The organism is Xanthomonas sp. SS (genome assembly GCF_014236835.1).
Classification (GTDB): domain Bacteria; phylum Pseudomonadota; class Gammaproteobacteria; order Xanthomonadales; family Xanthomonadaceae; genus Xanthomonas_A.
Genome location: NZ_CP051190.1, coordinates 1340260 through 1358975 on the forward strand (window position 1 = coordinate 1340260; position 18716 = coordinate 1358975).

An 18716-nucleotide genomic window follows, 5' to 3' on the forward strand; every position below is an offset into this window, starting at 1 on the left:
GCTCGCCGGCGGCACCAGGCCGCCGGCGAGGACGCAGCATGGCGGCTGCGCGATTACAGATCCAGCGTCAGGGTCAGGCCGACCGTGCGCGGTGCGGCGATGAACGCGCTGTCGCTGCCGTCCACGCCTTCCAGGTAGCGCTTGTCGGCGAGGTTGCTGACGTTGAGGTCCAGCTTCAGGCCCTGCAGCTGCGCCGACAGCTGCGACAGGCTCAGGCCCAGGTGCGCGTCGAAGGTGGTGACGCCGTCCAGGCTGTTGCTGTTGGACGCATCCAGGTAGCGCTTGCCGAGGTAGTGCCCGGAGATGCCGAACGCCCAGGCCTGGCCCTGCCAGTCGGCCGAGGCCACCAAGGTGTTGCGTGGCTGGCCGATCACCTGCGAGCCGGGGGTGATCTCCAATGCCGTGTCGCGCGCCGCGTCGCCGCTGCCCAGGTAGGTCGCCTTGTTGAAGGTGTAGGCGCCGTTGACCCGCCAGCCGTTGTCCCAGCCGTAGCCCAGCGCCGCTTCCACGCCGCGCGCATGCACGCCGCCGAAATTCTCGTAGACGCCGTCGGTCTCGCCGAGATAATCGATGCCGCTGACGAAGTTGGCCGGCACGTAGACGATGCGGTTGTCGAAGCGGATGTCGTACACGGTGACGCTGCCGGTCAGCGGCCAGCGGCTCATGCGCAGGCCCAGCTCGATGTTGTCGGCGGTCTCCGGCTTGACCCGGCTCAGCGCCACCGGGTCGGTCTCGCCGAGTACGCCGGAGGGAATCGCGGCGAAGTTCTGCGAGTAGCCGGCGAAGGCTTCCAGGCCCTTCACCGGGGTGGTCCAGGTCAGGCCGGCGGAGAACAGCGGATCGGAATGCGAGTCCGACTCGACGTGTTCGCTGTCGCCGATGCGGCGGTCGCGGGTCTGGTCGACGAAGAACTGCTTGACGCCCACGCGCCAGGCGAAGTTGCCGTAGCGCATCACGTCTTCCGCGTAGTACATGCGCTCGTCGGTGTCGTAGTTGTCCTTGAACTGCACCCAGTACGGCACGTGGTCGAAGGCGATGTTGCTGCCGACATCGAGCAAGCGGTGCCAGTCGCGGGTGACGCTGCGCTGGTATTTTTCCAGCCACACGCCGCTGCGCACGGTGTTGTCGATCGCGCCCAGGTCGGTGCGCCATTCTGCATCGGCGGTGAAGCCGGCGCGGTCGTTGTCGTAGTGGCTGTGACGGTAGGACTGCACCGCCTGCGAGCCAGCCGGGTAGCAGGCCGCATTCGACTCGGCCGGCACCGTCGCGCTGCCGCTGCAGCCGGCCAGCATCGTCGCCGCCGCGCCGGTGGGGGTGACGAAGTAGATCTTGCCCAGGTCGCTGCCGCCGTAGACGGTGCGTCCGCCGGTGTATTCGGATTCGGGCTTGCCGCTGCCGTCGTCGGTCACGTCCACCAGGTACGGCGGGATCCAGTCGCCGCGGCCTTCCATGCGGTGCGCGTAGCCGGCGAGGGTGGCCTTGAAGCCATTGCCGCCGTCGAACGCGCCGCGCAGGTAGCCGAAGGTGTTCTTGCGCAGCGCGCGCGAGCCGGAACGGTAGTTCTGGTCCAGATATGGAATGCCGGTGAGGGTGCCGGTCAGCAGGTCGTGCTCGGGATCGCGCGCGAACTGCTCGGGGGTGACGCTGCTGTACTCGGATTCGTCGGCGTCGTCGTAGGACAGGTAGCCGCTGAGCTTCCACGCGCCCAGGTCGCTGTCGAACTTGCCGGCGAGATGATCGCGGGTAGTGTGGCCGCTGCCGTCGATCCAATCGGTGTTGCTGCTGTGCGAGGCGCTGATCCAGGCCTTGCTGCTGCCGATCAGGCCGGTGTCGTAGCGCGCGTAGTACTTGCGCGCATCGTTGTCGCCGATGCCCACTGCCATGCGCACGCGCTGCGCATCGAGCGGTTCGCCGGTCAGGTAGTTGAGCGTGCCGCCCAGCGCTTCGTTGGAGCGCGACGCGATGTCGGCCGTGCCCTGGCTGACTTCGACCGTTTCCAGATCCAGCGTGTCGATGAAGCGGTTGGCCTTGGAGCCGCCGCCATAGGCCGAGCCGCCGTTGGGCAGGCCGTCGATGGTGGTGCCGATCTGCTGCGTATCGCGGTTGCTGACGAAGCCGCGCATGCTGATCTGCGTGCCCCAGTCGGAGGAGCCGAACGCATCGGCCTCGGTCACGATCACCCCGGGCAGTTCGTTGAGCACGTCGTTGACGCTGCCCATCGCGAACTGGCGGTCCAGCATCTCCTTGCTGACGCTGGTCTTGGCGTAGGTGGTGGCTTGGCCGACGACCTGCACCTGGTCCAGGGTTGAGACCTGCGCATCGGCATCGGCATCGGCGGCGGGAGCGCTGGCGTCGTTGGCGGCCTGGGCGTGGGCGACCATCGCCGACAGTAGCAGGGCGAGTGTCGTGCGCCGCGGAGCACGGAAACTTTTCGGAAAATTCATCAAGGGTGAACGCTTGTGTGGGGGCTGTGATGGTGTCGACACATGGTTGCGTGTGTGTGACTGCCTGTTTGCGGCAGGCGCCATTTAGTGCGCGTATCCGAAAGACGGCATAAGCGGTGCGCGTACTCGTGGCGAGGGGAGCGGGCACGCATCGTCGCTGCCGATGCAGCCGGCGCCACGCGGGCCTTGCCGCCTGCGCGCACGGCAGGTCGGGGCAGGTGCCGGTGCTGGCGCCGGTGCGCCGTAACGGCACTCACGCACGCCGCGCGGCATCATTGGCGCCGCTGCCGCCGGTGGCCCCCCTCGATGGACGCACTGCCCGATGAGCCACGAACTGATCTACCTGCTGCTGATCTTTGCCCTGCTGGTGATCCCGCGCGCGCTGCAACGCTTCAAGCTGCCGGCGCCGCTGACCTGCCTGCTGTTCGGCATCGTCGCGATGCTGGCGATGGGCGAGCGCGCGCACGATGCGGTGATCGCGCTGCTGGCCACGCTCGGCATCTCCTCGCTGTTCCTGTTCGCCGGGCTGGAGGTGGACCCGAAGGCGTTGCGCCGCGGGCTGTGGCCGCTGCTGCTACATCTGCTGGTGCGCGGCGGCACCTTGGTCGGGGTCGGCTGGCTGGCCTGGCGCTACGCCGCGCTGCCGTGGCAGGCGGCCGGATTGCTGGCGCTTGCCCTGCTGACCCCGTCCACCGGCTTCATCATCGATTCGCTGGGCCGGCTCGGGCTCAGCGAGGATGAGCGCTTCTGGGTCACCAGCAAGGCCATCGCCGGCGAATTGCTGGCGCTGGCGGCGTTGTTCGTGATCCTGCAGGCCGGCGATCCCTGGCGGATGGGCTTGTCCAGTCTGGCCTTGCTGGCGATGCTGGTCGGCCTGCCGCTGCTGTTCGTGGCGCTGGGACGCTGGGTGGCGCCGCAGGCGCCCGGGTCGGAGTTCTCGCTGCTGGTGATGGTCGGGCTGATCGCCGCCTACATCACCTATTCGCTGGGCGTGTACTACTTGGTCGGCGCGTTCATCGCCGGGCTGGTCGCGCGCCTGCTGCGCCAGCGCATGCCGCTGCTGGCCTCCGACGAGAACCTGCACGCGGTGCGCCTGTTCGCCTCGTTCTTCGTGCCGTTCTACTTCTTCAATGCCGGCACCAAGGTGCCGAGCGGGGCATTGAGCCTGCAGGCGCTGGGACTGGGCCTGGCGCTGACCGCGTGCGTGCTGCCGTTGCGCATCGGTATCGTCTGGCTGCAGCGGCGGTTGCTGTTCGGCGAGGACGCGCGCAGCAGCCTGCGGGTGTCGCTGGCGCTGGCGCCGACCCTGATCTTCACCCTGGTGCTGGCCGCGATCCTGCGAGAGCGCTTCGCCATCGCCGATGCGCTGTTCGGCGCGCTGCTGCTGTATGCGGCGCTGAGCACGCTGCTGCCGTCGCTGTTGTTGCGCATGCCGTTCGACGTGGACCCGGTCGAGGCCGCGCCGCTGCCGGCGGCACCGGCCCAAAGCCTGCTCGAGGCGCCGGCTGCAGAAGATCCTGCGGCAGCCCCAGTCGATCCGCCGCGGCCGGGGTTGCCGCAGCCGGCCGTTTGAGCTGCCCGCGGTTCCAGAGCCCGCGCGGCGGCGTCGCGGCCGACTGGAGAATGCAGGCCCGGGCGCCAGGCGCCGGTATCGCTTGAAAGCCGGCGCCCGGGCCCCATACTGGCTGCCTCCGTTCCTTTCGCGTTTTTGCCGCCATGCCGATCTATGCCTTCCAATGCGCCGAGTGCGGTCACAGCTTCGACCGCCTGCAGAAACTGTCCGATCCCGATCCCGAGGCCTGTCCGTCGTGCGGCGCTCCCGCGATCAAGCGCCAGCTGACCGCGCCGTCGTTCCGCCTGTCCGGCAGCGGCTGGTACGAGACCGACTTCAAGAAGGACGGCGACAAGAAGCGCAACCTGGCCGAATCCGGCAGCGGCAGCGCCGGCGAGGCCAAGCCGGCCGCCGCGGCCGCCTCCACCGACAGCGCGGCCAAGCCTGCCGCAGCACCTGCGGCCACGCCGGCACCGGCCGCCAAGCCCGCTGCCACCTGAGCGCGGCGTCCCGGAGCGGGGCGTCCCGAATTGGGGCTTCCCGGGGCGGGGCGTCCCGAAAATGCGAACGGCCCGGAGTCGCCTCCGGGCCGTTCGCGTTTCTGCCTGAGATCTTAGCGGGCGCCGAAGCGGGCCCGGCAGCCTTCCTTGACCCACACCGCATTGCCCTCGTAGCCCCAGTTGCGGCCTTCGACGCAGGTGGTGCCGGACAACTGCTGGATCACCGCCGGGCGGCCCTGGCGGCGGTCCCAGGCGCAACTGCGCAGGCGCTTGTCGTCGCTGCTGCAGGTCACCGAGTAATCGCTGCCGGACGGCGGGCGCCCCGGACCCCAGCCGCCACCGCCACCGCCCCTGCCTTCGGCGAACTCGCCGCGGCAGCCATCGTCCACCCACACCGCGCCGTCGCGCTGGCCCCAGCTGCGGCCTTCGATGCAGCGGGTGTCGGACAGCTGCCGCACCAGCACCGCATTGCGCCAGCCGGTGTTGCAGACGCGCTGGCGCTGGTCCTGGCTCTCGCAGCGGATGGTGCCGCCCGGGCCGGGACCTGGGCCAGGACCCGGCCCGGGGCCGCCGCCGTCGCCCCAACCACCGCGACCTTCGGCGAAGCGGCCGCGGCAGCCGCGGTCCACCCACACCACGCCGGGGCCGGAGCCCCAGGTCTGGCCCTCGATGCACGGCGAATCCGACAACGCGCCGACCAGCCGCGCGCGGCCGCGGAACGGCGTCGCGCACTGGCGGCGCTTGCGGTCGTTGCTGGAGCAGGCGATGGTCTGCGCGTTGAAGCCAGGCTGCGGCCGCCACTGGCCGCTGCTGCCGCGCAGCGAGGTGGAGATGTCCTGCTGGATGCGGCCGAAGCCCCAGCCGCGGTCGACCTGGTCCAGGTAGAACTCCAACTGGTCGTCGGGGATCTGCCGTCCGCGGGTCTGGTCGGCGTATTCGCGCTCGATCACCCGCACCCGGCTCGGCACCGACAGCTGCCGCAGGTCCTCCGGCGCATAGGCGCGCGCGCTCTGCGCGGCCACCGGCCCGCTGGCCAAGGCCAGCCCGGCCACCAACAACCAACCGCTCAGTTGCTTCAACATTGGGTCCCCTCCGACGCCCGTGACTGTGGGCGGACTATAGCCTCACGGAAACTTAAGGCCAGGTGAGTTGCGGCCGGATTTGCCCGGGCCGGCGCCGCGCCGCAGAATATCCGGCTTGCCGGCGCGTTCTGCGCCGGCGGCCCCACCTTGGAGTTTGCGATGCGTACCCACTTCTGCGGCCTGGTCGACGAGACCCTGATCGGCCAAACCGTCACCCTGGCCGGCTGGACCGATGTCGCCCGCAATCTCGGCGGGGTCTGCTTCATCGACCTGCGCGACCACGAGGGCATCGTGCAGGTGACGGTGGAGCCGGAGAGAGCGGAGGTGTTCGCGGTCGCCGCCTCGCTGGGCTACGAGGACGTGCTGCAGGTGGAAGGCGTGGTGCGCGCGCGGCACGCGGTCAACGACAAGCTGCGCAGCGGCAAGGTCGAGGTGATCGCCACCCGCATCACCATCCTCAACAAGGCCGCGCCGCTGCCGTTCCATGCGCACGAGAACCCGGGCGAGGAAACCCGCCTGAAGTACCGCTACCTGGATCTGCGCCGCCCGGAGATGCAGCGCATGCAGCGCACCCGCATCAAGCTGGTGCAGGGGCTGCGCCGCTACCTGGACGAGCGCGGCTTCCAGGACATCGAAACCCCGATCCTGACCAAGGCCACCCCGGAAGGCGCGCGCGACTTCCTGGTGCCGGCGCGCATGCATCCGGGCGAGTTCTACGCCTTGCCGCAGAGCCCGCAGCTGTTCAAGCAGATCCTGATGGTGGCCGGCTTCGACCGCTACTACCAGATCGCGCGCTGCTTCCGCGACGAGGCGCTGCGCGCCGACCGCCAGCTCGAGTTCACCCAGCTCGACATGGAGTTCGCGTTCGTGCGCGAACGCGACGTGCAGGACGCGGTGGAACAGATGATCCGCCACATCTTCAAGGAAGTAGTGGACGTGGAGCTCGCTGCCGAATTCCCGCGCATGACCTGGGCCGAGGCGATGCGCCGCTTCGGCTCGGACAAGCCGGACCTGCGTATCGGCCTGGAACTGGTCGACGTGGCCGAGCTGGTCAAGTCCAGCGAGTTCCCGGTGTTCACCGCTGCTGCCAACGATGTCGACGGCCGCGTCGCCGCGCTGCGCATTCCTGGCGGCGCCACGCTGTCGCGCAAGCAGATCGACGACTACGCCGCGCACGCGGCCAAGTACGGCGCCAAGGGGCTGGCCTACATCAAGTTGTCGGAGACCGGCGAAATCAGCTCGCCGATCGCCAAGTTCTTTTCCGAAGAAGCTTTCGCCGCATTGGTCGCGCACGTCGGCGCCGGCAACGGCGACATCGTGTTCTTCGGCGCCGGCGGCTACAACAAGGTCTCCGACTTCATGGGCGCGCTGCGCTTGAAGGCCGGCAAGGACTTCGGCCTGGTCGCGCAGGGCTGGGCGCCGCTGTGGGTCACCGATTTTCCGATGTTCGAATGGGACGATGAAGCGCAGCGCTACGTCGCCCTGCATCACCCCTTCACCGCGCCGGCGGTGGACGACATCGCGCAGCTGCGCACGCATGCCAGGACCGCGGTGTCGCGCGGCTACGACATGGTGCTCAACGGCAACGAGATCGGCGGCGGCTCGATCCGTATCCACCGCCCGGAAATGCAGAGTGCGGTGTTCGAACTGCTCGGCATCGGCGCCGAGGAAGCGCGCGCCAAGTTCGGCTTCCTGCTCGACGCGCTGAACTACGGCGCGCCGCCGCACGGTGGCATCGCCTTCGGCATCGACCGCATCGCCGCGCTGATGGCCGGCACCGAATCGATCCGCGATGTGATCCCGTTCCCCAAGACCACCGGCGCGCAGGACCTGATGACCGACGCGCCGTCGCCGATCGCCGACGCGCAGCTGGCCGAAGTGCACGTGCAGGTGCGCGCCAAGCCGGTGCAGGGCTGAGCGATGGCATTGGCGATCCGCCAAGCCACGCCGGACGACGCCGCCACGCTGGCTGCGCTGGCCGCGGCCACTTTTACGGAAACGTTCGGCCACCTGTATTCGCCGGAAGACCTGCACGGGTTTCTCGACGAGCACTACACCGCGGCGCGGCAGCGCACGATCCTGCAGCATCCCGACTACGCGATCTGGCTGCTGGAAGACGACGGCGTGGCGGTGGGCCATGCCGCGGCCGGCCCCTGCGGCCTGCCGCATGCCGAGGTGCAGCCCGGCGACGGCGAACTGAAACGGCTGTATCTGCTGCGTTCGCACCAGAACAGCGGCTGGGGCAGCCGCCTGTTCGAAACCGCGCTGGCCTGGCTGGAACGCGAAGGCCCGCGCACGCTGTGGATCGGCGTGTGGTCGGAAAACTTCGGCGCGCAGCGCTTCTACGCGCGCTACGGCTTCGAGAAGGTCGGCACCTACGAATTCCCGGTCGGGCAGACCCGCGACCTGGAGTTCATCCTGCGTCGCGTGCCGCAGACGGCGTAGTCCACGTGGCGTGCCGAGTGCATGGCCGAACGGGCAGGGCTGGTGGCGGGACGCAGTAAACTGGCCACTCCTCCGTCCCTGACAGGAGATCGCCATGTCGCGACTGATGAAATGCGCCGCCGCCTTGCTGCCGCTGCTGGCCGCGTGCGCGCCAACCGCTTCATTGCAATCGGCGAGTAGCGGGCCGGCGGTGCAGGGCGATGGCCGCTGCCAGGCCGAGCCGGTGGCGTGGGCGGTCGGTCAGGTCGCGACCGAGGCGACCCTGGCGCGGGTCCGCCAGGAGAGCGGCGCCGGCCAGCTGCGGCCGATCGCCCCCGGCCAGGCCACGACACGCGACCTGCGCCCGGACCGGCTCAACGTGTTCGTGGATGCGTCCAATGCCATCGTCCGCATCACCTGTGGCTGAGGCCGGGCGCACGCTTGCCGCGGACGCCGCGGTCGACCCCTTGCCGCAGGTCCTGTTGCTGCATGGGATCTGGAACGGCCGCGTCTGGCTCGGGCCGCTGGCCTGGCGCCTGCGCCGCGATGGTTTCCGGGTCGCCAGCTTCGGCTATTCGACCGCGTTCGGCGGCGCCGAGGCGGCGCTGCCGCGGTTGCAGCAGCGGATCCAGCGCCTGGCGCAGCAGGGGCCGGTGGCGCTGGTCGGGCACAGCCTGGGCGGGCTGATCGCGCTGCAGGCCTTGCGCCAGGCGCCGCAGTTGCCGGTGACCCGGGTGGTGTGCCTGGGCGCGCCGTTGGCCGGCAGCGCGGTGGCGCAGACGCTGCTGCGACGCGGCCTCGGCGTGGCTCTCGGGCGCAGCGCGGCCTTGCTGCAGCAGGGTCTCGGACACTGGGACGGTCGCGCCGCGGTCGGCATGGTGGCCGGCAGCGTCGCGTTGGGGCTGGGCAACCGCATCGCCGCGCTCGGGCCGGAATCGGACGGCACCGTGGCCCTGGCCGAGACCCGCGTGCCGGGCCTGCACGACCATTGCCTGGTGCGCGCCAGCCATAGCGGCCTGCTGTTCTCGCCGCTGGCCGCGCGCCAGACCGCCGCGTTCCTGCGCCACGGCCGCTTCGCCGCCTGAGCGGGGCGCGTCGCCGATGCGGGCGCGGCGGCGCAATCGAGTAAAATCCGCCGCTTGTCCTTACTGATGTCCGGAACGCCCCATGGGTAGAGGCCCCTCGATCGAAGCCCGCAAGAACGCATCCGATGCGAAGCGCGGCAAGATTTTCACCAAGATCATCCGCGAGATCGGCGTCGCCGCGCGCGCCGGCGGCGGCGACCCGTCCAACAACCCGCGCCTGCGCGTGGCGATGGACAAGGGTCTGGCCTCGAACATGTCCAAGGACGTGATCGAGCGCGCGATCAAGAAAGCCACCGGCGAGCTGGAAGGGGTGGAGTACGAGGAGATCCGCTACGAGGGCTATGCGCCGGGCGGGATTGCGGTGATCGTCGATTGCCTGACCGACAACCGCGTGCGCACCGTGGCCGACGTGCGCCACGCCTTCAGCAAGTGCGGCGGCAACATGGGTACCGAAGGCTCTGTGGCGTTCATGTTCAAGCGCCTGGGCGTGCTCAGCTTCGCCGCCGGTGCCGACGAGGAAACCATCACCGAAGCGGCGATCGAGGCCGGCGCCGACGACATCGTGGTGTATCCGGAGGACGGCGCGATCGACGTGCTGACCTCGGCGGACGCGTTCCACGCGGTCAAGGACGCGATGCAGGCCGCCGGCCTGGCCGCCGACCACGCCGAGCTCAGCTTCCGTGCCGACAACGACATCGCGGTGGAAGGCGATACCGCGCTGCAGGTGCGCAAGCTGCTGGACATGCTGGAAGACCTGGACGATGTGCAGGCGGTCTATTCCAATGCCGATCAGTCCGCGTTGAGTGGCGGCTGATATGGCGACGGCCGGGACTCGGGACCCGGGACTCGGGACTCGGAACAGCGAGTCGACGGGGCCCGACGGATCGCCGGCGCCCCGGGGCGTACCCGCGCAAGCCGGCCGTGTCGCCAGCGCTTCGAGTCCCGCAAAAGTCCGCATCCTCGGCATCGATCCGGGCTCGCAGCGCACCGGCGTGGGCATCATCGACATCGACGGCAGCGGTCGCACCACCCATGTCCACCACGCGCCGCTGCTGTTGCTCGGCGAGGGCGACTTCTCGCAGCGGCTGAAGCGCCTGCTGCACGGGCTGGGCGCGCTGATCGAGGAATACCAGCCGCAGGAAGTGGCGATCGAGCGGGTGTTCATGGGCAAGAGCGCCGACGCGGCGCTGAAGCTCGGCCACGCGCGCGGCGCGGCGATCTGCGCGGTGGTGCTGCGCGACCTGCCGGTGCACGAGTACGCGGCCAAGGAGATCAAGCTGGCCATCGTCGGCAAGGGTGCGGCCGAGAAGCAGCAGGTGCAACATATGGTCGGTTTGATGCTGAGCCTGACCGGAAAACTGCAGGCCGACGCCGCCGATGCGCTGGCGGTGGCCATCACCCATGCCCACGTGCGCGCCACCGCGCAGCGCCTGGGCGTCAGTACGCAACAGGCTTGGAGCAGGAAATGAGTGGAGCAGGGATTCGGGATTCGGGATTCGGGATTCGTAAGAGCGGGGTGCCTGCGCCTGCGCGCGGCTGTACCCAATCCCCAATCCCCAATCCCCAATCCCGGCGCCTCGCACGAGGCGCCCAATGATCGGCCGTCTGCGCGGCATCCTCGCCTACAAGCAGCCGCCGTGGCTGGTGATCGACGTGGGCGGGGTCGGCTATGAGCTGGAGGCGCCGATGAGCACCTTCTACGACCTGCCCGACGTCGGCCGCGACGTGATCCTGTTCACCCACTACGCGCAGAAGGAAGACAGCGTGTCGCTGTACGGCTTCCTGCGCGAGGGCGAGCGGCGCCTGTTCCGCGACGTGCAGCGGGTCACCGGGATCGGCGCCAAGATCGCGCTGGCGGTGCTGTCCGGGGTCAGCGTGGACGAGTTCGCGCGCATGGTCACCAGCGCCGACGTCACCGCGCTGACCCGCATCCCAGGCATCGGCAAGAAGACCGCCGAGCGCATGGTGGTGGAGCTGCGCGACCGTGCCGCGGACTTCAGCGGCGGCGCGCCGGTCACCGGCCAGCTCGGCACCGATGCGGTGTCCGAGGCCACCGTGGCGCTGCAGCAGCTCGGTTACAAGCCGGCCGAAGCGGCGAAGATGGCGCGCGATGCCGCCGCCGACGGCGACGAGGTCGCCAGCGTGATCCGCAAGGCCTTGCAGGCCGCGTTGCGCTGACCGCGCGCCGTACCTCCTTCTTCACGCCTCGCGGCGCTAACCTGATCCCCACATGTCCACCACTCCCGCTCCGTCCCCCGGCTCCGGCCATTCGGCCGATGCCTCGCATGGAAAAGCCGGCTTTGCGCTGATCATCGGCGCCATCGGCGTGGTGTTCGGCGACATCGGCACCAGCCCGCTGTACACGCTCAAGGAAGCGTTCTCGCCGCACTACGGCCTGAGCAGCGACCACGACACCGTGCTCGGCGTGCTGTCGCTGGCGTTCTGGTCGCTGATGATCGTGGTCACGCTGAAGTACGTCACCATCATCATGCGCGCCGACAACGAGGGCGAGGGCGGCATCATGGCGCTGATGGCGCTGACCCAGCGCACCATGCGCAAGGGCTCGCGCTCGGCCTACGTGGTCGGCATCCTCGGCATCTTCGGCGCCTCGCTGTTCTTCGGCGACGGCGTGATCACTCCGGCGATCTCGGTGCTGGGCGCGGTCGAAGGCCTGGAGGTGGCCGCGCCGGGGCTGCACGCGTTCATCGTGCCGATCACCGTGGTGGTGCTGGTGATCCTGTTCCTGGGCCAGCGCTTCGGCACCGAGAAGGTCGGCAAGGTGTTCGGCCCGATCACCTGCCTGTGGTTCCTGTCGCTGGCGGCGATCGGCATCTGGAACATCGTCGACGCGCCGGAAGTGCTGAAGGCGTTCAATCCGTGGTGGGCGATCCGCTTCTTCCTCGACCACGGCTGGCACGGGGTGTGGATCCTGGGCGCGGTGGTGCTGGCGGTGACCGGCGGCGAGGCGCTGTACGCGGACATGGGCCACTTCGGCGCGCGCCCGATCCGCCATGCCTGGTACTTCTTCGTGCTGCCGTGCCTGGTGCTGAACTACCTGGGGCAGGGCGCGCTGGTGCTCAAGCATCCGTCGGCGCTGAAGAACCCGTTCTTCGAGGCGGTGCCCGGCTGGGCGCTGTATCCGATGATCGTGCTGGCCACGCTGGCGGCGGTGATCGCCTCGCAGGCGGTGATCACCGGCGCGTTCTCGATCGCGCGCCAGGCGATGCAGCTGGGCTACATCCCGCGCATGCTGATCAAGCACACCTCGCACGACACCATCGGCCAGATCTACATCCCCGGCATCAACTGGCTGCTGATGGTGATGGTGATCGCGCTGGTGCTGATCTTCCGCAGTTCCACCAACCTGGCGGTGGCCTACGGCATCTCGGTGTCGGCGACGATGCTGATCGACACCCTGCTGCTGGCGCTGGTGGCGCGCGCGCTGTGGCCGCGCTGGCGCAACTGGGTGCTGCCGCTGTGCGTGGTGTTCTTCGTCATCGACGCCGCGTTCCTGATCGCCAACGGCGCCAAGCTGCTGCAGGGCGCCTGGTTCCCGGTGGCGCTGGGCATCGTGATGTTCACCATGATGCGCACCTGGCGCCGCGGCCGCGAGCTGTTGCGCGAAGAGATCCGCAAGGACGGCATCCAGATCGACAGCTTCCTGCCCGGGCTGATGCTGGCGCCGCCGGTGCGCGTGCCGGGCACCGCGGTGTTCCTGACCGCCGACGCGACCGTGGTGCCGCATGCGCTGATGCACAACCTCAAGCACAACAAGGTGCTGCACGAGCGCAACGTGTTCCTGACCGTGGAGACCTTGCCGGTGCCGTATGCCTCGGCCAAGCAGCGGCTGAAGATGGACGCCATCGGCGACGAGTTCTACCGGGTGATCGTGCGCTTCGGCTTCATGGAAACGCCCGACGTGCCGCTGGCGCTGATGCGCTCCTGCGACCAGGGCGGCATCTACTTCGACCCGATGGACACCACCTATTTCGCCAGCCGCGAGACCATCGTCGCCAGCGCCAACCGCGGCATGCCGATCTGGCGCGACAAGCTGTTCGCGGTCATGCACCGCAACGCCGCCCCGGCCACCGGATTCTTCCGCATCCCCGGCAACCGGCTGGTGGAGCTGGGGGCGCAGGTGGAGATCTGAAGCCGCCTGCGGCGGCCGGGATTGGGGATTGGAGATTCGGGATTGGTCAAGGCCATAGCGCCGAAGCCGTCCTGCAGTCGATACTATTGCGCTACCAATCCCGAATCTCGATTCCCCAATCCCGGCTCTAAATGGACCGCATCATCGCCAGCAGCGCCACCCGCGAAGACGACGCGGTCGAGGCCAGCATCCGGCCCAAGCGGCTGGCCGACTACCTCGGCCAGCAGCCGGTGCGCGAGCAGCTGTCGATCTATATCGAAGCGGCCAAGGCACGCGGCGAGGCGATGGACCATGTGCTGATCTTCGGGCCGCCGGGCCTGGGCAAGACCACGCTCAGTCATGTCATCGCCAACGAGCTGGGGGTCAACCTGCGCGCGACCTCGGGCCCGGTGATCGAGAAGGCCGGCGACCTGGCGGCGCTGCTGACCAACCTGCAGCCGCACGACGTGTTGTTCGTGGACGAGATCCACCGCCTGTCGCCGGTGGTCGAGGAAGTGCTGTATCCGGCGATGGAAGACTTCCAGATCGACATCATGATCGGCGAGGGCCCGGCCGCGCGCTCGATCAAGATCGACCTGCCGCCGTTCACCCTGATCGGCGCCACCACCCGCGCCGGCCTGCTGACCGCGCCGCTGCGCGACCGCTTCGGTATCGTGCAGCGCCTGGCGTTCTATACCCCGGAAGAACTGGGCAAGATCGTGCGCCGTTCCGCCGCCATCCTCGGCATCGCCTGCGACGCCGACGGCTGCGCGGAGATCGCGCGGCGCGCGCGCGGCACCCCGCGCATCGCCAACCGGCTGCTGCGGCGGGTCCGCGATTTCGCCCAGGTCCGCGCCGGCGGGCTGATCGACCTGGCCGTCGCGCAGGCGGCGATGCAGATGCTCGGGGTCGACCCGGAAGGCTTCGACGACCTGGATCGGCGCCTGCTGCGCACCATCATCGACTACTTCGACGGCGGCCCGGTCGGGGTCGAGTCGCTGGCCGCCTCGCTGTCGGAAGAGCGCGGCACCCTGGAAGACGTGATCGAGCCCTACCTGATCCAGCAGGGCTACCTGATCCGCACCGCGCGCGGGCGCATGGCGACCAACAAGGCATATCTGCACTTGGGCTTGCCGCCCAAGCGGGATTCGGGAATGGGGATTGGGGATATGGGGGCGCTGTTTTGACCGCGAGCCATCAGGACCCGCCTTTGCTCGGCGAATCCCCAATCCCGAATCCCGAATCCCAGCCTCTATTCAGTTGGCCGACACGCATCTACTGGGAAGATACCGACGCCGGTGGCGTGGTCTACCATGCACGCTACGTCGCCTTTCTGGAGCGGGCGCGCACGGAGTGGCTGCGCGCGCTGGGCTACGGACAGGAACGCCTGCGCCTGCAGCACGATCTGGTGTTCGCGGTGCGCGCGATGCAACTCGACTTCCTGCGCCCGGCCCACCTGGACGATACGCTGCAGGTCGGCGTCGCGCTGACCCAGTGCAAGCGCGCCAGCCTGCTGTTCGCGCAGTCGATCCATCGCGACGGCGAGTTGCTGTTGCGCGCGCAGGTGAAGGTGGCGGCGCTGGGCGCCGGCAGTTTCCGCCCGCGCGGCATGGACGACGCGTTGTACGACATTTTGAAAGCTCTCGAAATCACTGAAGCAGCATTACTGAGGAACGACGGATGATCGCATTGCTCCTGGCCCTGCAGGACACGGTGGCGGAGGCGCTACCGCAGGACGTGACCCAGACCGCCGCGCAGGCCGTCGCCAGCACCGCCGCCCATGGCGGCATCAACTACCTGGATCTGCTGATCAAGGCCAGCCTGCCGGTCAAGGTGATCGTGCTGCTGCTGCTGCTCGGCTCGCTGATCAGCTGGGTGATCATTTTCCGCAAGGCGCGGGTGTTCAAGCAGGCCAACCGCGACGCGGACGACTTCGAGAACCGCTTCTGGTCCGGCACCGACCTGACCAAGCTCTACGCCGGGGCGGCCGACCGCAACCGCGTGGTCGGCGGGCTGGAGGCGATCTTCGAGGCCGGTTTCCGCGAATTCACCCGCCTGCGCGACAAGCGCAAGCTCGACGCACGCATCCAGCTGGAAGGCGCGCAGCGGGCGATGCGCGCCACCTATGCGCGCGAAGTGGACCGCCTGGAGCGCAATCTGGAACTGCTCGCCAACATCGGTTCCACCGCGCCGTACGTCGGCCTGGTGGGCACCGTGTTCGGCATCATGGTGACCATGCACGACATGCTCAACAGCGGCCAGCAGGCGGGCATCGCCGCGGTCGCGCCGGGCATTTCCGAGGCGCTGTTCGCCACCGCCATCGGCCTGTTCGTGGCGATCCCGGCGGTGTGGGCGTACAACCGCTTCACCACCCGGGTCGAGCGGATGGCGGTGCGCTTCGAGACCTTCTCCGAAGAGTTCAGCTCCATCCTGCAGCGCCAGGCCAGCGGCGACTGAGCGCCGCCGCGCGCTCCGCCCACGACCCCAGGATTCCCGCATGACTGCCGCCATTTCCCGCCGCAAACGCCGCAAGCTCAAGTCCGAGATCAACGTCGTGCCGTACATCGACGTGATGCTGGTGCTGCTGATCATCTTCATGGTCACCGCGCCGCTGCTCAGCCTGAGCGTGGACGTGGACCTGCCCGATTCCACCGCGCGCTCGGTGGAAAGCAAGAAGGACCCGGTGATCGTCAGCGTCGACGCCGAGGGCCGCTACACGCTGACCCTGCAGGACGGCAAGCCGGAGAAGATCGGCGCGCCGGAACTGAAGGCGAAGATGCAGGCCTTCGTCAGCCAGAACAAGGATGTGCCGGTGTTCGTCGCCGCGCCCGGCAATTCCAACTACCAGCTGGTCATGGACACCATGGTCATGCTGCAGCAGGCCGGCGTTCCCAAGGTGGGCCTGATGAGCCAGCCCGGTACCAATGCACGCTGAAGCCGATTCCCGACCGCCCCGCGAACAGGACAGCGACCAGGGCCTGATCGTCGGCGTGCTCCTCGCGCTGGCCGTGCACGTGCTGCTCGGGCTGCTGTTCTTCCTTGCCTGGTGGTGGTCGCCGGTGCGCGAGGTGGAGCCGGCGGCGGGTTCGCCGATGGTCGAGGCCTCGCTGGTCGTGTCGGCCGCCGACGTGCGTTCGGCGCAGAAGGCGGTGCAGGATGCGCCCAAGCCCCTGCCCGAACCGCTGCCCGAACCGGTCAAGGACGTCGCCGAGGACGACACCGTGCCGCCGCCGCAACCGGTGCCCGTGCCCAAGCCGCAGCAGGCGCCGACCGAGCAGCAGCAGAAAGCGCAGGACTTCATCCCGGTGCCGGACAAGGTCGACCAGGACCGCGCCAGCCGCACCGCGATCTCGCAGGAAAAAGAGAAGCAGGAGCAGGAAGCCAAGCGCCGCCAGGAGCAGATCGACCTGACCGAGCAGAAGCGCCAGCAGGAGGCCGAGCAGAAGCAGCGCCTGGCCGCGCAGCAGGAAGAGGAGCGGCAGAAGAAGATCGCCGACATCCGCAAGCAGCGCGAGCAGGCCGATCGCGAAGCCAAGCTGGCCGAGCAGAAGCTGCGTCAGTTGGCCGACGTGCGCGCCAAGCAGGCCTCGGCCACCGCCGCGTCCACGCCGCAGGCCGCGCCCGGGCAGAACGGCACCAATACCGACCTGTCGGCCAAGTACGCCGCGGCGATCCAGCAGGCGGTGCTGAGCCAGTGGGTGCGCCCGGATTCGGTGCCGCTGGGGCAGAAGTGCAAGATCGCGATCAAGCAGATCGTCGGCGGGCAGGTGATCGAGGCCAAGGTCAGCCCCGACTGTCCCTACGACGAAGCGGGCCGACGCTCGATCGAGGCCGCGGTGCTGCGGGCGCAGCCGCTGCCGTACCGGGGCTTCGAATCGGTGTTCGCGCGCGACCTGACCTTCAACTTCACTGCGCAGGATCGCTGAGAAGCCGGGATTCGGGATTGGGGATTCGGGATGCGTACGCCCCTGTCCCGGGTCCAAAAAGCCCGCGTCTGGGCCTGGCGAGGTCCGGGAACTCCCCGGGCGGCGGTGCGATAGGCGATAATCCACGCTTCCTGCCATCGGCTTCACACCTCGATGGTTCATGATTGCGAATACGTTCACCCGCGCATTGCTATCTCTTGCGCCTTCCCGAGTACCGCTGAGCGACCCATGAAGAAACTGCCGCGCTGGCTTGCCGTCCTGACTGCCCTGTTGCTCCCCTTGGCCGCCTCCGCTCAGGACAAGGGCCTGGAAATCGACATCGTCGGCGGCAACGCGTCGGCGACCCCGATCACCGTCGTGCCGATGCCCTACCAGGGTTCGGCGGCCGCACCGTCCACCGACGTGTCCGCGGTGGTCCGCGCCGACCTGGACCGTTCCGGCCAGTTCCGCAACCTGCCCGAGGCGCAGATCGTCGAGCGCCCGACCCGCGGCAGCGAAGTGCAGTACGCCACCTGGCGCGCGCTGAAGCAGGATTACCTGGTCGCCGGCCGGGTGATGGATGCCGGCGAGGGCACCTACCGGGTCGAGTACGAACTGTTCAACGTGGCCAAGGGCGAGCGCATGCTCGGCCTGGCGATGACCGCGCGCGCCAGCGCGATGCGCGACGTGGCGCACCAGATGGCCGATGCGATCTACGAGAAGATCACCGGCGTGCGCGGCGCGTTCTGGACCCGCATCGCCTACGTCACCGCCAGCGGCAAGGGCGGCGCCATGCGCTATGCGCTGATGGTCGCCGACTCCGACGGCTACAACCCGCAGACCATCGTGCGCTCGGCCGAACCGCTGCTGTCGCCGAACTGGAGCCCGGACGGCAAGAAGCTGGCCTACGTGAGCTTCGAGCGCGGCAACTCCTCGATCTACCTGCAGGACATCTCCACCGGCGCCCGCCAGCTGGTGTCCAGCTTCCGTGGCATCAACGGCGCGCCCTCGTTCTCGCCGGACGGCCGCAAGCTGGCCCTGGCGCTGTCGCGCAGCGGCAACCCGGAGATCTACGTGATGGACCTGGGCAGCAAGCAGCTGACCCAACTGACCAACCACTTCGGCATCGACACCGAGCCGACCTGGGCGCCGGACGGCAGCAGCATCTACTTCACCTCCGATCGCGGCGGCCGGCCGCAGATCTACCAGGTGGCGGCGACCGGCGGCAGCGCCAACCGGGTGACCTTCCAGGGCAACTACAACGCCACCGCCAGCGTGTCCTTCGACGGCAACAAGATCGCCGTCGCCCAGGGCAGTGGCAACACCTACAAGATCGCAATGATGGACCGCAGCCTGGGTTCGCCGCGCTGGAGCACATTGTCTACGGGGTCGCTGGACGAATCGCCGAGCTTCGCCCCGAACGCCAGCATGGTCCTGTACGCCGCCCGCGAAGGCGGGCGAGGGGTGCTTTACGCGGTCTCGGCCGATGCCCGCGTGCGCCAGCGCCTGGTCCTGGCCGACGGCGACGTGCGCGAGCCGTCGTGGTCGCCGTATCGGACTGCGCGTTGACACGTAAGTTTGATGTTAATATTTCG

The 18716-nt window shown here is 68.8% G+C and carries 18 protein-coding genes; 16 read left to right on the top strand and 2 right to left on the bottom strand.

Annotated features, from left to right (window positions below; genetic code table 11):
• Positions 1-53: 53 nt before the first annotated feature.
• Entirely contained in the window at positions 54-2444 is a 2391-nt protein-coding gene (locus HEP74_RS05590; RefSeq protein WP_185815564.1) for a TonB-dependent receptor, read from the bottom strand.
• Between the two features lie 322 nt (positions 2445-2766).
• On the opposite strand from HEP74_RS05590, the gene HEP74_RS05595 reads away from it, so the two are divergent.
• Positions 2767-4017 (top strand): cation:proton antiporter, encoded by a 1251-nt coding sequence (locus tag HEP74_RS05595; RefSeq protein WP_185815565.1) that lies wholly within the window; start codon positions 2767-2769, stop codon positions 4015-4017.
• Between the two features lie 143 nt (positions 4018-4160).
• Entirely contained in the window at positions 4161-4496 is a 336-nt protein-coding gene (locus HEP74_RS05600) for an FmdB family zinc ribbon protein (protein WP_185815566.1), read from the top strand.
• A 113-nt stretch (positions 4497-4609) separates the two neighbouring features.
• On the opposite strand, the gene HEP74_RS05605 is transcribed toward HEP74_RS05600, so the two are convergent.
• Positions 4610-5578: a DUF3011 domain-containing protein gene (locus HEP74_RS05605; RefSeq protein ID WP_185815567.1), complete on the bottom strand. Its 969-nt coding sequence runs from the start codon at positions 5576-5578 to the stop codon at positions 4610-4612.
• Between the two features lie 159 nt (positions 5579-5737).
• On the opposite strand from HEP74_RS05605, the gene aspS reads away from it, so the two are divergent.
• From aspS to tolB, 14 genes are all read left to right on the top strand, one after another.
• Positions 5738-7495: an aspartate--tRNA ligase gene (gene aspS / locus HEP74_RS05610; protein WP_185815568.1), complete on the top strand. Its 1758-nt coding sequence runs from the start codon at positions 5738-5740 to the stop codon at positions 7493-7495.
• A gap of 3 nt (positions 7496-7498) precedes the next feature.
• A complete protein-coding gene (locus HEP74_RS05615; protein WP_185815569.1) occupies positions 7499-8023 on the top strand; it encodes a GNAT family N-acetyltransferase in 525 nt (174 codons plus the stop codon).
• A 94-nt stretch (positions 8024-8117) separates the two neighbouring features.
• The gene (locus HEP74_RS05620) at positions 8118-8429 is read left to right on the top strand and encodes an I78 family peptidase inhibitor (RefSeq protein ID WP_185815570.1); all 312 of its coding nucleotides are present in this window, start codon (positions 8118-8120) and stop codon (positions 8427-8429) included.
• The gene (locus HEP74_RS05625) at positions 8401-9087 is read left to right on the top strand and encodes an esterase/lipase family protein (RefSeq protein ID WP_185815571.1); all 687 of its coding nucleotides are present in this window, start codon (positions 8401-8403) and stop codon (positions 9085-9087) included. The genes HEP74_RS05620 and HEP74_RS05625 overlap by 29 nt, the downstream gene beginning before the upstream one ends.
• Before the next feature lie 82 nt (positions 9088-9169).
• A complete protein-coding gene (locus HEP74_RS05630) occupies positions 9170-9901 on the top strand; it encodes a YebC/PmpR family DNA-binding transcriptional regulator (RefSeq protein WP_185815572.1) in 732 nt (243 codons plus the stop codon).
• A gap of 142 nt (positions 9902-10043) precedes the next feature.
• Complete coding sequence (gene ruvC / locus HEP74_RS05635) at positions 10044-10556, top strand: crossover junction endodeoxyribonuclease RuvC (RefSeq protein WP_185816517.1); 513 nt, start codon at positions 10044-10046, stop codon at positions 10554-10556.
• Positions 10557-10680: 124 nt separating this feature from the next.
• On the top strand, positions 10681-11265 hold the full coding sequence (gene ruvA, locus HEP74_RS05640; RefSeq protein ID WP_179566538.1) for a Holliday junction branch migration protein RuvA: 585 nt from the start codon (positions 10681-10683) through the stop codon (positions 11263-11265).
• Between the two features lie 52 nt (positions 11266-11317).
• On the top strand, positions 11318-13237 hold the full coding sequence (locus tag HEP74_RS05645) for a potassium transporter Kup (RefSeq protein ID WP_179566537.1): 1920 nt from the start codon (positions 11318-11320) through the stop codon (positions 13235-13237).
• A 131-nt stretch (positions 13238-13368) separates the two neighbouring features.
• On the top strand, positions 13369-14403 hold the full coding sequence (gene ruvB / locus HEP74_RS05650) for a Holliday junction branch migration DNA helicase RuvB (protein WP_185815573.1): 1035 nt from the start codon (positions 13369-13371) through the stop codon (positions 14401-14403).
• A complete protein-coding gene (gene ybgC / locus HEP74_RS05655) occupies positions 14400-14900 on the top strand; it encodes a tol-pal system-associated acyl-CoA thioesterase (RefSeq protein ID WP_524540769.1) in 501 nt (166 codons plus the stop codon). Before ruvB ends, ybgC begins: the two co-directional genes overlap by 4 nt.
• The gene (tolQ, locus tag HEP74_RS05660) at positions 14897-15673 is read left to right on the top strand and encodes a protein TolQ (protein ID WP_003478956.1); all 777 of its coding nucleotides are present in this window, start codon (positions 14897-14899) and stop codon (positions 15671-15673) included. The genes ybgC and tolQ overlap by 4 nt, the downstream gene beginning before the upstream one ends.
• Before the next feature lie 40 nt (positions 15674-15713).
• Entirely contained in the window at positions 15714-16151 is a 438-nt protein-coding gene (gene tolR, locus HEP74_RS05665) for a protein TolR (protein ID WP_179566534.1), read from the top strand.
• Positions 16141-17142, top strand: a complete 1002-nt coding sequence (gene tolA, locus HEP74_RS05670) for a cell envelope integrity protein TolA (RefSeq protein ID WP_058362288.1) — start codon at positions 16141-16143, stop codon at positions 17140-17142. Before tolR ends, tolA begins: the two co-directional genes overlap by 11 nt.
• 228 nt (positions 17143-17370) lie before the next feature.
• On the top strand, positions 17371-18690 hold the full coding sequence (tolB, locus tag HEP74_RS05675; protein ID WP_185815574.1) for a Tol-Pal system beta propeller repeat protein TolB: 1320 nt from the start codon (positions 17371-17373) through the stop codon (positions 18688-18690).
• Positions 18691-18716 lie beyond the last annotated feature (26 nt).